Source organism: Mycobacterium yunnanensis (genome assembly GCF_025823185.1).
In the GTDB taxonomy this organism is placed as follows: Bacteria; Actinomycetota; Actinomycetes; order Mycobacteriales; family Mycobacteriaceae; genus Mycobacterium; species Mycobacterium yunnanensis.
The window spans coordinates 217,302-231,065 of sequence record NZ_JACKVK010000004.1 but is presented as its reverse complement, the minus strand read 5'-3'; the positions used below and the strand labels follow the sequence as shown (position 1 = coordinate 231,065).

At 67.8% G+C, this 13,764-nt stretch carries 12 protein-coding genes; 7 read left to right on the top strand and 5 right to left on the bottom strand.

Annotation, left to right across the window (positions count from 1 at the left end):
- Nucleotide 1: 1 nt before the first annotated feature.
- Nucleotides 2–625: a PaaI family thioesterase gene (locus H7K45_RS06460; RefSeq protein ID WP_263994951.1), complete on the bottom strand. Its 624-nt coding sequence runs from the start codon at nt 623–625 to the stop codon at nt 2–4.
- Between the two features lie 133 nt (nt 626–758).
- On the opposite strand from H7K45_RS06460, the gene H7K45_RS06455 reads away from it, so the two are divergent.
- The 4 genes from H7K45_RS06455 to H7K45_RS06440 are packed head-to-tail and all read left to right on the top strand — an operon-like array spanning nt 759 to nt 5,203.
- Nucleotides 759–1,424: a GntR family transcriptional regulator gene (locus H7K45_RS06455; RefSeq protein WP_263994950.1), complete on the top strand. Its 666-nt coding sequence runs from the start codon at nt 759–761 to the stop codon at nt 1,422–1,424.
- Between the two features lie 57 nt (nt 1,425–1,481).
- Nucleotides 1,482–2,894, top strand: coding sequence for an allophanate hydrolase (locus tag H7K45_RS06450; RefSeq protein ID WP_263994949.1), 1,413 nt, complete (start codon nt 1,482–1,484; stop codon nt 2,892–2,894).
- The gene (locus H7K45_RS06445) at nt 2,891–3,583 is read left to right on the top strand and encodes a cysteine hydrolase family protein (protein WP_263994948.1); all 693 of its coding nucleotides are present in this window, start codon (nt 2,891–2,893) and stop codon (nt 3,581–3,583) included. Before H7K45_RS06450 ends, H7K45_RS06445 begins: the two co-directional genes overlap by 4 nt.
- Nucleotides 3,584–3,595: 12 nt before the next feature.
- A complete protein-coding gene (locus tag H7K45_RS06440) occupies nt 3,596–5,203 on the top strand; it encodes a SulP family inorganic anion transporter (protein WP_263994947.1) in 1,608 nt (535 codons plus the stop codon).
- Here the strand turns inward: H7K45_RS06440 and H7K45_RS06435 are convergent.
- Entirely contained in the window at nt 5,104–5,937 is an 834-nt protein-coding gene (locus H7K45_RS06435; RefSeq protein ID WP_263994946.1) for a glucosamine-6-phosphate deaminase, read from the bottom strand. The genes H7K45_RS06440 and H7K45_RS06435 overlap by 100 nt on opposite strands.
- Nucleotides 5,938–6,006: 69 nt before the next feature.
- On the opposite strand from H7K45_RS06435, the gene H7K45_RS06430 reads away from it, so the two are divergent.
- Nucleotides 6,007–6,858, top strand: coding sequence for a GntR family transcriptional regulator (locus H7K45_RS06430; protein ID WP_263994945.1), 852 nt, complete (start codon nt 6,007–6,009; stop codon nt 6,856–6,858).
- A gap of 19 nt (nt 6,859–6,877) precedes the next feature.
- Here H7K45_RS06430 and H7K45_RS06425 read toward each other — a convergent pair whose 3' ends face one another.
- Genes H7K45_RS06425 through H7K45_RS06415 form a run of 3 tightly spaced genes read right to left on the bottom strand, consistent with a single transcriptional unit; the run spans nt 6,878 to nt 10,472 of the window.
- Complete coding sequence (locus tag H7K45_RS06425) at nt 6,878–8,569, bottom strand: ATP-binding cassette domain-containing protein (protein ID WP_263994944.1); 1,692 nt, start codon at nt 8,567–8,569, stop codon at nt 6,878–6,880.
- Entirely contained in the window at nt 8,566–9,501 is a 936-nt protein-coding gene (locus tag H7K45_RS06420) for an ABC transporter permease (protein WP_263994943.1), read from the bottom strand. Before H7K45_RS06420 ends, H7K45_RS06425 begins: the two co-directional genes overlap by 4 nt.
- Before the next feature lie 14 nt (nt 9,502–9,515).
- Nucleotides 9,516–10,472 carry an ABC transporter permease gene (locus H7K45_RS06415; protein ID WP_263994942.1) on the bottom strand — a complete coding sequence of 319 codons (957 nt, stop codon included), beginning with the start codon at nt 10,470–10,472 and terminating at the stop codon, nt 9,516–9,518.
- Nucleotides 10,473–10,629: 157 nt separating this feature from the next.
- On the opposite strand from H7K45_RS06415, the gene H7K45_RS06410 reads away from it, so the two are divergent.
- Both H7K45_RS06410 and H7K45_RS31435 read left to right on the top strand, forming a co-directional pair.
- The gene (locus H7K45_RS06410; protein ID WP_263994941.1) at nt 10,630–12,285 is read left to right on the top strand and encodes a peptide ABC transporter substrate-binding protein; all 1,656 of its coding nucleotides are present in this window, start codon (nt 10,630–10,632) and stop codon (nt 12,283–12,285) included.
- Entirely contained in the window at nt 12,282–13,754 is a 1,473-nt protein-coding gene (locus H7K45_RS31435) for a M17 family metallopeptidase (RefSeq protein WP_263994940.1), read from the top strand. Before H7K45_RS06410 ends, H7K45_RS31435 begins: the two co-directional genes overlap by 4 nt.
- The last annotated feature ends 10 nt before the right edge of the window (nt 13,755–13,764 follow it).

The following is a 13,764-nucleotide window of genomic DNA, read 5'->3' as shown; positions in this document are numbered from 1 at the left end:
GTCATTCCCTGGCCCAGCGGGGCCGGATGAACACGCCCTCCGCCTCGACGGTGACGCCCTCGGAGTCGGAGAGGTGGCCAACGGCAAAGGTCTTGACCCCCTCGGTGCGCACGACGGCGGCGTCGACGTGGAGGTCGCCCAGCGGCGTCATCCGGCGGTAGCGCATGGTGATGGTGCCGGTCAGTCGTGGTTGGTCCATCGAGCTCGCCGCGCCGCCGAGGGCGTGGTCGAGGATCAACGCGGCGACGCCACCGTGAACGTGTCCTGGCGGCCCTTCGTAGGCCGCGCCGAGGTGGAAGTCGGCGCGCACCCCGCCGATCTCCGACGGCACGAACACCAGCGGCGGGGCGACGGGGTTGCGCATGCCGATCACGACGTTGCCCCAAGGCATTTGGTCGCCGTCGCTGCCGAAGCGCACCCCGAACGAGCCCTCCAGCTGTCGTTCGCGAAGGCGGGCGGTGGCGGCGTCGATCTCGGCCTTCGCCTGGGCGACCGCGTCCGCGTCGGCCTCGGTGCGGATGGTGGCGTCGATCAGCTCGCGCACGGAGCGGGTCAGCGGCTCGAAGATGCCGCGGAGCCGTTCGACGTCCTCGGCGCTGAGGTTCTCCACGGGGAAGTCAAGCACGCCTGAAACTAGAACACGTTCCAGCTCTGGTGTCGAGTACGGCTGCGGCCGCTGCCTCGTGCCGGACGCCCGGCTCCCCTAGGATCGGCCACCAACGGAGCGTCGACGTGACGGTCACGAAAGGTGGTGAGCAGTGGGGTCGCAGGGGTCGGACGGGTCCGGGTTGCCGGCCACCCTGGTCGAGCTGTCCACCCAACGACTCCGCGACGCGATCCTGCGGGGTGCGCTCCAGCCAGGCGAGAAGATCGTCGAAGAGCAGCTGTGCGCCGACTTCGGGATCAGCAGGGCGCCGCTGAGGGAGGCGTTGCGACTGCTCGCGCAGCAAGGCCTCGTCGAGCACCTGCCGCGCCGGGGGTCCCGCGTGGCGGAGTGGTCGCCGACCGACATCCTGCAACTCTTCGCGCTCCGCCACGTCCTGGAGCGCCACGCCGTCCAGACCGCGCTGCCGCTCGCCGATCCGGCGACCGCCCTGCACCCGGTCCGCATCGCCTTGGACGGCATGCACGACGCGGCCGACGACCTGGCGCGCGACGACGCCCACCGCGTGTTCCACGCCGCCGTCGTCGAACTCGCCGACAACCGCCAGCTGAACATCACGCTGGAGCCGATCCTGCTCAAGCTGCAACTGCCCATGGCGATCAACCTTCGGTCCGAGGCACGGCACCACCACGCCGAGGACGGGGTCGCGCGGCATCGCGACATCCTCACGGCCTTGGAGACCAACGACGCGGCCACGGTGCTGGCCGCCCTGGAGGGCCACGGCCACCTGGACTACCTCGACCTGGGAGCGCATCGCTAACACGATCGACACACAGCCGTACCAGGACCGGAATCATTCTGTCGACAATCGACAGTTATGGCTCATGACGCACACGGACCGTCGATCGGCCCGTCGGTGGCCGAGATCCTCGCCTCCCACGCCGGCGGCACGGGATCGCCCACCAAGACGGCGACCCGGGTGGCCGACGCCATCGCGGCCCGCGGAGACGACGGCACCTGGCTCTCGACAGTGCCGCGAGACGAACTCCTGGCGGCGGCGGCCGACATCGAGAACCGGCCTGGGGCAAGGACTCTGCCGCTCTACGGGGTGCCGTTCGGGGTCAAGGACAGCATCGACGTCGAGGGCGTGCCGACCACGCTTTCCTGTCCGGACTACGCCTACGTGGCCACGGCGACCGCACCCGCGGTCCAACGGCTGCTCGACGCCGGTGCGCTCTACGTCGGCAAGACCAACCTGGACCAGTTCGCCACCGGGCTGAACGGAACGAGGACGCCGTACACCGTGCCGCGCAGCGTGTACGGCGGCGACATGATCTCGGGCGGCTCGAGTTCGGGGTCGGCCCTGGCGGTGGCGCTCGGTCAGGTGCCGTTCGCGGTGGCGACCGACACCGCGGGCTCGGGCCGGGTGCCGGCGGCGCTCAACGGCGTCGTCGGCTACAAGCCTTCCCGCGGGCTCATCAGCACGGTCGGCCTGGTGCCGGCCTGCAAGTCGCTGGACTGCATCAGCCTCATGGCGGGATCGGTCGACGACGTCGACCGGGTGATGGAGGTGATGATCGGCCGCGACGACGCCGATGCGTGGTCGCGCGACCGGGGGGCCCGATACGCGGGTGGGCCCATCCGCGTCGGGCTTCCCCCGGTGGCCGAACTCGAGTTCTTCGGCGACGACGCCATGGCGGCCGCCCACGTCGGGTTCCGGGAACACCTCGCCCGCCACGCCACCATCGTCGACGTCTCCCTCGAACCGTTCCTGGCCGCGGGCGCCCTTCTGTACCAAGGTCCCTGGGTGGCCGAGAGGCTCGTCGAGTTCGGCGACTTCCTCGCCGAGCACCCCGATTCCATCCATCCCGTCGTGCGCGACATCCTGCGCAGCGGGGAGAAGTACACCGCAGTGGACGCATTCGCGGCGCTGCAGCGGCTGCAGGAACTCAAGGCGGTGGTCGGCCGGGTGTGGGAGGGGGTCGACGTGATCGTGGTGCCCACCATCGGCACCACCTTCACCGTCGACGAGGTGCTGGCCAGGCCCATCGACTGCAACACGATGCTCGGCCACTACACACACTTTGGAAATTTGCTTGACCTCCTCGGCGTCGCGATCCCACTCGGTACCAACGCCGCCGGAAAGCCCTACAGCGCCATGCTTCTGGGCGCCGCGCAGACCGACGACACGGTTCTGCAGCTGGCCTCGCAGATCCTGGACGAACCCCGCCCCGCCTCCGCCGCGCCCGCCGACGTACCGGCGTCCACCCTCAGCAAGGAGCTGTCATGACCACCTCCGTCGACATACCCGCCGAACCGACGCCCTTCTCACTGTCGGCCGACGCGACCGCGCTGATCGTCATCGACATGCAGCGGGACTTCATCCTGCCCGGCGGGTTCGGCGAGAGCCTCGGCAACGACGTCGACCAGCTGCTGAGGGTGGTGCCCCCACTGGCCGCCCTCATCGCCGCGGCCAGGGAGGCGGGCATCATGGTGATCCACACCCGCGAGGGGCATCGTGCGGATCTGTCGGACTGCCCGCCCGCCAAGCTGAATCGCGGTGCGCCCAGTAAACGCATCGGCGACCCCGGCAAGTACGGCCGCATCCTCATCCAGGGTGAGTACGGCCACGACATCGTCGACGAACTGGCCCCAGTCGACGGCGAGGTCGTCATCGACAAGCCCGGCAAGGGCGCCTTCTACGCCACCGAGCTGCAGGACGTGCTGGTGGGTGCGGGCATCACCCAGCTTCTGGTCACGGGCGTGACGACCGAGGTGTGCGTGCACACGACGACGAGGGAGGCCAACGACCGCGGCTACGAGTGCCTCGTCGTATCCGATTGCGTGGGTTCGTACTTCCCCGAATTCCAACGCGTGGGTCTCGAGATGATCAAGGCCCAAGGCGGCATCTTCGGTTGGGTTGCCGACAGCGCCGCCGTCATTCCCGCAATGCAGCAGCTCGCGACCACCGCCGCCTGAGAGGACCACCCCATGAGCACCGAAGTCACCAAGCCTCCTTCGGATCCACCCGCCGACGGTCCGCAATCCACTGCCGCAGTGTCCATTCCGTGGTGGACGCGCGGTGACACCAACGCCTTCTTCGGGCTCGGGTTCAACATCCTGGTCAACGTCCTCACCCTGACCGGGCTGATGATCGGCGTGGTCAACGTGCCCGCGGGAGACGTGCTCGGCACGGTCCTGCCGGCGTTGGGCGTCGCACTGATCCTCGGCAACCTGTACTACACGTTCCTCGCCAGACGCCTCGCCAGTCGCGAGAACCGCACGGACGTCACGGCGTTGCCCTACGGCCCCAGCGTGCCGCACATGTTCATCGTCGTCTTCGTGGTGATGCTGCCGGTGTACTTGAACACCAAGGATGCGATGCAGGCCTGGCAGGCCGGCCTCGCATGGGCGTTCATGATCGGCATCATCGTGATGATCGGCGCGTTCGTCGGTCCGTACATCCGCAAGCTCACCCCACGCGCGGCCATGCTCGGTACGTTGGCGGGTATTTCGATCACGTTCATCTCGATGCGGCCCGCCGCGCAGATGTGGGAGGCAGCGTGGATCGGGCTGCCCGTCATGGCGATCATCCTGATCGGTTTCTTCACCGACGTGCGCCTGCCGTTCGGCATCCCGGTCGGATTGGTGGCGCTGCTCGTCGGCACCGCGATCGGCTGGATCGGCGGCTACATGTCCGCACCCGACGTCAGCCAAGCGGTCTCCGACATTGCGATCGGCGTGCCAGACCTTCGCGTCGACATGCTCGTCTCCGGCTTGGCGAACCTCGCGCCCCTGCTGGGGACCGCAATACCGTTGGGCGTCTACAACTTCACCGAGGCCATGAGCAACGTGGAGAGCGCCGCTGCCGCCGGTGACGACTACAACCTGCGCAGCGTCCTGCTGGCCGACGGCGCAGGCGCCTGCATCGGCTCGGCGTTCGGCTCGCCGTTCCCGCCTGCGGTGTACATCGGCCATCCCGGGTGGAAGGACGCGGGCGGTCGCGCCGGCTACTCATTGGCCAGCGGCGTCGTCATCGGAATCCTGTGCTTCCTGGGCCTCTTTGGCGTGCTGGACGCGCTGCTCCCCGTGCCGGCCATCGTGCCGATCCTGTTGTACATCGGGCTGCTGATCGGCGCCCAGGCGTTCCAGGCCGTGCCGAGGCTGCACGCCATCGCCGTCGTGGCGGCCATCCTGCCGAACCTCGCGCAGTGGGCCAGCGGTCTGATCGACAACGCGCTGAACGCCGCGGGCACGTCGGCGAGCACGGTCGGCATGGACAAGCTCAACGGCGCGGGTGTGGTGTACGAGGGCCTGCAGACCCTCGGTGAGGGCGCGGTGCTCGTCGGCCTGGTGCTCGGCACCATGGTCACGTTCATCCTGGAGAAGAAGTTCGTGTACGCCGCCATCGCGTCCGCCGTCGGTGCGGTGCTGTCGTTCATTGGTCTGATCCACGCGCCGCAGGTGGCCTGGGCCGCAAATCCCTCCGTCGCGCTTGGCTATCTGTTCTTCGGCCTGGTGTGCGTGGCGTATTCGTTCCTTCCAGGGGCCAAGGACCCCGTGGTCGTCGACGAGTCGGACGTCGTCGCCGGCCACTGAAGGCAGTCGCGGGACATTGAATGGGCCGCGTCCTCGTCCAGCACCACGACCACGCTTGGGTGTCGCTGCAGGATCGACGCCGGGCAGTCGACGGTGACGGGGCCACGAAGGGCTCGGTCGACCGCGTGGGCCTTGGCGGTTCCGGTGGCGATCAGCACGGCGGTGCGCGCCTTCATGATCGTGGCCAAGCCCTGCGTCGAGCATCGGGTTGGCACGTCCTGGGGTTGCGCGAAGTAGCGTGCGTTGTCCCGCCGCGTCTGCTCGGCGAGTGTCGTTATCCTGGTGCGTGATTCGAAGGCCGACCCCGGCTCGTTGAACCCAAGGTGTCCGTTGCGTCCAATGCCCAGGATCTGGACGTCGACGCCACCGGCGCGCACCATCTCGCTCTCGAAGCCGTCACACGCCGCCTCCAGGTCGGTGGCCACGCCACTGGGCACGTGGACGTTCGCCGCATCCAGGCGCAGCGGTTCCGTGACGGTGGTCCGAATCGTGTGGGCATAGCTGCGTGGATCGTCGGGAGCGAGACCAACGTACTCGTCGAGGGCGAAGCCGCGCACGGCGGTCATGTCGAGACCGTCGACGACACGCGCGGCCAGTTCGGCGTACAGACCGAGGGGGCTCGACCCCGTGGCGAGGCCCAGCACCGCGTTCGGCTTGGCGCGCACCAGGTCGGTGACGATGTCCGCCGCAGCGGTGGACACGCCGCGGGCATCGCCTGCGATGATGATTTCCACGTCATTCCTCATTCCTTGTATAACGATGTATGTGACAACGACGGGTCGACCCGCCGACTGGAGGACCTCGTGACCGACGACGCACCGCACGACGGCGCACCACCGCGCAGCAAGGGCTCGCCACGCGCTCTCCGCTATCAACACGTGTACGACCTCGTGGTCGCGCTGATCGACGAGCAGGGAATGCGCGAGGGCGACCAGCTGCCCAGTACCGCCGAACTCGCCGAGATGGCCGGAGTCAGCGTGATCTCCGTGCGCCGCGCACTCGACGAACTCACCCGCAGCGGCAAGATCGTGCGGCACCAGGGAGTTGGGACCTTCGTCGCACCGGAGCGTTTGGTCAGCGAACCGTCGCGCCCCGGCGCACTTCTCGAGACGCTGCGGGGTCGGGGCGGTGAAGTCGAACTCGACACCAGGCTGGTGGCCATGATCGTCGGCCTGCCCAGCGCCAAACACGCCGCCGCTCTTGGCATCGACGCCGGTCAACCCGTGTGGGAGATCTCCCGGCTGCGCCTCCTCGGAAGCGCACCAAAGGTGTTGGAAAAGGCCGTTCTCCCGCTGAGCATCGTGCCCTCCCTGGACGAGAATCGCATCGCCGACGGCGGATCGCTCTACGAATTCCTTTCCGAGCGTTACGGATTGACCGACGACTTCGTCGAGCAGGTCTTCGAGGTGGACCAGCCCAACTCCTGGGAACGCACCCACCTTCAGCTGTCGGCCAAGGCGAGCGTGGTTCGCATCCGCGGCATCAGCGTCAACGCCGCGGGCATCGCGTTCGACAGCTTCCAGCAGACCTATCCGGCGCGGGAGTTCCTGTTCTACGTCTCCGGCAGCTCGGGCCCGCGGCTGATGGAGCACGACGACGGCGGACCCTGGTCGGTGCGACCGCTCGGCACTCCCCCGCCCGCGCCCACCGACTGAACGCTGGGCCGCGGTCCGGTCATTGGGCACGATGACGCTGGGGGTCAGGGCTCGGCACGCTGTCCAGCAGCTGCCGGGTGTACTCCTGGGTCGGCTCGTTGACGATCTGCCACGGTTCGCCGACCTCGACGATGCGACCGTTGCGCATGACGATGATCCGATCTGCGTAGGCCGCTGCGGTCGACAGGTCGTGGGTGATCATGAGGATGCCCATCCGATGCCCGTGGCGGAGCCGGTCGAGCAGCTCCAACACCCCGGTCCGCACCGACACGTCGAGCATCGACACCGGCTCGTCGGCCAACAGCAGCCGGGGCCGCAGGACGAGACTGGCCGCGATGGCAACCCGCTGCCGTTGTCCGCCGGACAGCTCGTGGGGATAGCGTCCCGCGAACAGATCGGGATCGAGGCCCACCTCCCGCAGCGCCTCCGCCGCCAAGGCGCGGCGCGCCTGCTTGCCGTCACCGATGTGGTGCACGACCAGCGGCTCGATGACGGTGTCCTCCACGCGAAGTCGGCCGTCTAGCGCCTCATACGGGTCCTGGTAGATCATTTGAACGTTGCGGCGCAACGGACGCCACGCCCGAGCGCCGAGTCCGGTGGTCTCGACTCCGTCGATGCGGATGGAACCCGACTGCACCGGCTGCATCCCGAGGATGGCCTGCAGCGTGGTGGTCTTTCCGCAGCCGGATTGACCGACGAGGGCGACCAATTCGCCGTCGTCGACCCGGATGCTGACGTCGGCGACGGCGTCGGTGGATTCGACCGCGCTGGATTCGACCGCCGGCGCCGTCCGGGAGAACCGTCGCCGCCGGGAGCGGGTGAGTCCGCCGTAGGTGACGCGGACGTCGGACACCTCGAGCAGTGCCGGTGCGGCCGGATTGGTGACCGAACCCGTGGTGTGGTTCGGAGCGACGTCGTCGAGGTTGGGCGTCGACTCGAAGAGCGCGCGCGTGTACGGGTGCGCCGGCCTGCGGAAGAGGTCGTCGACGAGGCCGTCCTCCACGATCACGCCGTCGCGCATGACGGCGGCGCGCGTGCACGCCTGCGCCACCACGCCGAGATCATGGGTCACCAGAACAAGCGCCAGCCCGAGTTCGGTCGACAGCCGCACCAGCAGCCGAAGCACCTGGTCCTGGACGACGACGTCGAGTGCGGTGGTCGGCTCGTCGGCGAGCAGCACCTTGGGTTCGCAGGCCAGTGCCATCGCGATCACCGCCCGCTGCTTCATTCCACCCGAGAGTTGGTGCGGGTAGCGGCCGTCGGTGCCCGGTGGAAGGTCGACGAGGTCGAGGAGTTCCCTGGTGCGGTCCACGGCGCCGCGGCCGCGGGCAATCCCGTGTACCTCGAGGGCCTCGCGGATCTGCCAACCGATCGTCTTGACCGGGTTGAATGCGCTCATCGCGCCCTGGAACACCATCGCGACGTCGGTCCATCGATGTCGGCGCATCCCGGACTCCCCGTCGGCGATCACGTCGACGCCGTCGACGAGCACCTGACCGCCGACGGTGGCCGAGGCCGGTAGCAGTCCCATCGCGGCCAGGATGGTGGTGGTCTTTCCACACCCCGATTCGCCGACCAGCCCGACCCGTTCGCCAGGGTCGACCATCAGCGAGATTCCCTTGACGGTATGAACGGGGTTGCCACCCTTGTGATCTCGCGGATCGAACCACACGTCGAGGTCGACCAGTTCGAGCGCGTGCAGTTGGCTCACAGTGCGTCCTTCCCTCGTCCGACCAAGGGTCGCAACCGCCAGGATCTCGTCGAGAGATACGACGCGCGCAGCCGCGGGTTGAGCCCGTCCTCGATCGAGTTGCCGACCAGGTAGCACCCGACGATCAGCGCCGCGACGCACACCCCGGCAGGCACGATCGCCCACCACGCACCGGTACTGATCGCGCCGCGTTCGAACGCGTGCTCCATGATGGTCCCCCACGTCACCGCGGTGGGATCCGAGAGTCCGAGGAAGGCCAGCGCCGTCTCGTTGAAGATGGCCAGGGTGATCGCCAGCACGGTGTTCGCGATCAACAGCGGACCGAGCTGAGGAACGATGTGCGTCAGGATGATTCGGATGTGACCGGCGCCGATCGACACGGCTCGTCGTACGTATACCCGCTCGCGCAGGCTCTTGACCTGAGCACGCACCACCCGGGCGGTACTGGTCCACATCAGGAAGCCGATCACCATGATGACGTGGCTGAGGCTCGGGCCCCAGACCGCGGCGACGACGATCATCAGCACGATCTGCGGAATGACCATGAAGTAATCGGTGATTCGCATCAGCACCGCGTCCACCCAGCCACCGAAGTAACCCGACACCACGCCGAAGATGGCACCGATGAGGATGGCGATCATCGCGGCCGTGAAGCCGACGAACATCGAGACCTGCCCGCCCTGGAGCACCAGGCTCAGCACGTCGACGCCACCGTCGTCGCAACCAAGCCAGTGCCGCGCCGACGGCGGCTCGAAGACGCCGCAGGACGGGGCGGTGGTGCTGTAGGGCTTGAGGAAGCCCGAGAACACCGATGCGGTCAGAAAAAGACCGATCACCACCAGTCCGATGATCGCCGGCGGACTTGCCACCGCCGTGCGCATGGCGCCCCATACTCCTCGCCGGCGCGCCAGCGCGGGTTCGGTGGCCGTCACGTCGATCTCCTCACTCACTGGGCGACCCGCGGGTCGAGGCGGAAGTACAGCAGGTCGGCCAGGTAGTTGAGGACGACGACCGTGACGGTGATGGCGAGGAAGCCGCCTTGGAGCATCGGGTAGTCGCGTTGCAGGACGGCGTCATACAGTGCGCGTCCAATTCCCGGCCAGGAGAAGATGACCTCGACGAGGATCGATCCGCTCACGACCGCACCGAGTGAGAGCGCGACCTGAGTGATGGTGGGCAGTGCGGCGTTGCGCAGCGCATAGGACCAGATGATCTTGCGGCGCGTCAGCCCCTTGGCCCGCGCGGTCAGGATGTAGTCCTCGCCAAGGGTTTCCAGCATTGCCGATCGGACGATGAGCGCGTTCTCGGCATAGAGCGTCAGGACCAGGGTGAGCACGGGAAGCGTCATGTGTCGCATCAGGTCGACGAATTGTTCGCCAGGCGAGAGTGCCACCGCGAAGGGGTCGCTCATGCCCACCGACGGCAGCGCCCCGGCGAAGAGGATGAGCAGCATCATGCCGAGGAACTGCGTGGGAAACGCGTAGAAGGCCACGGCGACACCGGTTGCCAGGTGATCGCCAACGGTGTTTCGGCGCACGGCGGCGTAGACGCCGACCGACACCCCGAGCACGATGGCGATCACCGTCCCGAGCGTGACCATGGGCAGGGTGTTGCCGAAGGCCTCGATCAGGTTGTCCAGCACGGGTTGCCGGTTGGTGAAGGACACCCCGAGGTTGCCTTGGCACAGCTGCTGCAGGTACAGGACGTACTGCTCCCACAGTGACTTGTCGAGTCCGAACTCGACTTCGAGCGTGTGCTTGAGTGCCGGCGAGGCGTTGGGTATGCGCGAGAACCGCGTCACCGCGTCGCCCGGCAGGACCCGGAAGAGGACGAAGTTCACGGTCAGCGCGACGAAGACGGTGACGACGGCGAACAGAGAACGCTTCCAGAGGTATCCGCGCACCCGTGCTCCTTCCTGTTGACGCGACTTCAGATGGTCATCATACTAAGCACGCAAAGTGAACCACGTGTTACGAACGACGAGGTCCCTCGAGGCGTTCGTGCCGGTGGCGTCAGCGGTCGGCGACGACCGGTCGGAGCCCCCTAAGGGAAGGTCGTAGATGAGGTTCAGACGTCTTGTCGCAGTACTCACCAGCACCGCGACGGTGATCACGCTCGCCGGATGCGGTGGCGGCGGCAGCGGGTCTACGGACTCCGCGTCCTCGGTGTTGCGCATCGGAGTGAGCGCCACCATCGACTCGCTCAACCCGTTCGTGTCGAGCTCGGACTACAGCAGTGTCGTCTTCGAGTACGTCTACCCGCACCTCACCGAATACGACACCGGCGACATGTCGCTGAAGCCCTCGTTCGCCGAGAAGTGGGATACCTCGCCCGACGGGCTGACGTGGACGTTTCAGACGGTGAGCGGTGCGAAGTGGTCCGACGGCGAACCGCTCACCGCCAAGGATGCCGCGTTCACGCTGACCACGATTCAACGGTTGAAGGACGGAACCGCAGGCAAGCTGGCCGGCTTCATGCAGGGGGTGACCTCCGCGGTGGCCACCGACGACGACCACCTGACCGTGACGTACTCCGCGCCGGTGTCCAACGTGCTGGCGCAGATGACGCAGCTGCCGATCCTTCCCGAGCACATCTGGTCCCAGTACGCCGAAGGAGACGGCAAGGCGCTCACCACCTTTCAAAACGAGGCGCCGATGGTCTCGGGCGGCCCCTTCCGGCTCACGGAGTACAAGAAGGACCAGCTCGCACTCTTCGATCGCAATCCCCAATGGTGGGGAACGACCAAGCCGCACATCGCCGGATTCGGTCTGCAGATCTTCGCCAACTCCGACGCGATGGTGACCGCACTACGGACCGGTCAGGTCGACATGATCGGTGAGTCGACGCCCGCCACCACGGTGCCCTCGCTCAAGGAGGCCAACCTCGACGTCGGGACCACCGCCAGCACGGGGTATTACGAGCTCATCGTCAACACGAACCCCAAGAAGAAGAACCACCCCGAACTGCTCGATCCCCAGGTACGCAGGGCTTTCGAGTACGCGATGAACCGCGACGAGATGGTGAAGACGGCTTGGCTGGGCATGGCCACCCCTGGGTCCACGATCGTCGCGCCCGCCACCGGATGGCACGACGACTCCATAAAGGCCCTGCCGTTCGACGTGTCCCAGACCAACGCGATCCTCGACGGGCTGGGTTTCCGGAAGGGCGCGGACGGCATCCGGGTGGCCAACGGCGTGCCGATGTCCTACGACGTCATCTTCCCGACCGAGATCAACGGCGCCGGGGATCGGATGTTCCAGACGATGCAGAACAACCTCCGCGAGGCCGGGGTGAACCTGGTGATGCGCAAGATGGACACCGACGCCGCCAGTGCGGCCATCATGGGCCCGGACAGCACCTATGACGACTTCGACCTCGCGTTGTGGGACTGGATCCCACCGGTTGATCCGGACTTTCAGCTCAGCGTGCTGACGTGTGCGCAGTGGGGCAACAACAACGACAGCGGCTACTGCAACCCCAAGTACGACGAGCTATACGCCGCGCAGGGGGTGGCCCGCGGTCGCGCCGAACGCCAGAAGATCGTCGACCAGATGCAGCAGATCGCCTTCGACGACCGGCCGTACATCGTGTTGGTCTACCAAAACGTCATCGAGGCGCGCACCCCAAAGTGGACCGGTTTCCTGCTCTCGCCGTTGGTCGGCTCGGTGAACAACCTGTCGACCCAGACGCTGCTTCAGGTGCGGCCGGCCTCGTGAGCACCGTGTCGGTCACCCGTGCCGACCTTGCCGACGCGGACCTGATCCGCCCCGGTGACCACGACGTCGTCGTCGGGCTGTTCTCGGGGCCCGACGGCGTGCGCGGCGGGCGGGGAGCCGCCCTCGCCGGTGACGCACTTGGCGTCGACGTCGTCGCGGTGGCTTCCACCGACCCGGACTTCGACGGCACGCGGTCCGCCAGGACCGTGGCGGTGGTCACCGGGCCGGCGGGCACCACGCGGCTGGTGCTCGTCGGCCTCGGCGAGCATCCCGCCTCTCCCGCAACCCTGTTCGACGCGGCAGTGGCCGCCAACGTCGCCAGGCCGTCCACGTCCACCCTGGCCGCGGAGGCCAACGGTGCACTCGGCGCCGTCGCGCTGGGCCATGCCCTTGGTGCATGGCGCTATCGGCGTGAGCCCGGTGTGCCGGCTCCCACGGTGCCGGTCACCCTCGTCGACGCTGGTGTGGCCGACGGGACCGCCGAGGCGGTCCTGGCCAGAGCTGCCGTCATCGCGCGGGTCACCGGATGGGTGCGGCAACTGGTCGAGGCTCCGCCGAACACCCTGCGCCCCAATGAGTTCGCCGACGCGGTGAGCGCCCTGGCCGGCGAGCTGGCTCCCGAGTCGGTGGTCGTGGAGGCGTGGGACGAGGCCACGCTGAAGGCCCTCGGCTTCGGAGCGACGCTGGCCGTCGGCGCGGGAAGCGTCCATTCTCCTCTGGTGGTCGAGCTTCGCCTCACCGGCGACGGACCCACCACGGCGCTGGCGGGTAAGGGCATCACGTTCGACTCCGGTGGCGTCAATCTCAAACGCGATGCGGGCGAACTGAGTTGGATGAAGTCCGACATGGCGGCGGCCGCGTCGGTGGCCGCCGCGGTGATCGCGGCGGCGGCACTCGGCCGCTCGGCTTCGGTCGTGGCTATCCTGCCGGTGGCGGAGAACATGCCGGGCGGGTCGGCGCTTCGGCCCGGTGACGTGGTGACCCATCCCGGCGGACGCACCACCGAGGTGCTCGACACCGACTGCGAGGGTCGCCTGGTGCTCGCCGACGCGCTCGGTTACCTCAGCGGGCAACGCCCGGAGCGAATCGTGGACGTCGGCACGCTCTTCGACTCAGGAGCGCTCGGCACCGCGTACTGGGGCTGCTGGTCGAACGTAGCGGGGGTCGCGACGGACCTGGTGGACGCCGGGGTGCGCGCCTTCGACCCCGGCTGGGCGCTCCCGCTGCATCCGACCTACCTGGCCTTGCTGTCCTCTCGAGTCGCCGACGTCGCCAACGCGCCCGCCGACGCACCGGACTCCAGCCTGGTGGCCGCCACCTACCTGAGCACGTTCGTCGGCGACGTGCCGTGGGTGCACGTGGACAACGGCTCGGCGGCGTGGCTCGAGCGCGACGCGTATCCCTGGCCGGCGGGTGCCACCGGGACCCCGCTGCGGGCCCTTCTGGAATTCCTACATCCAGGTCCCTGACAGCTTGCCC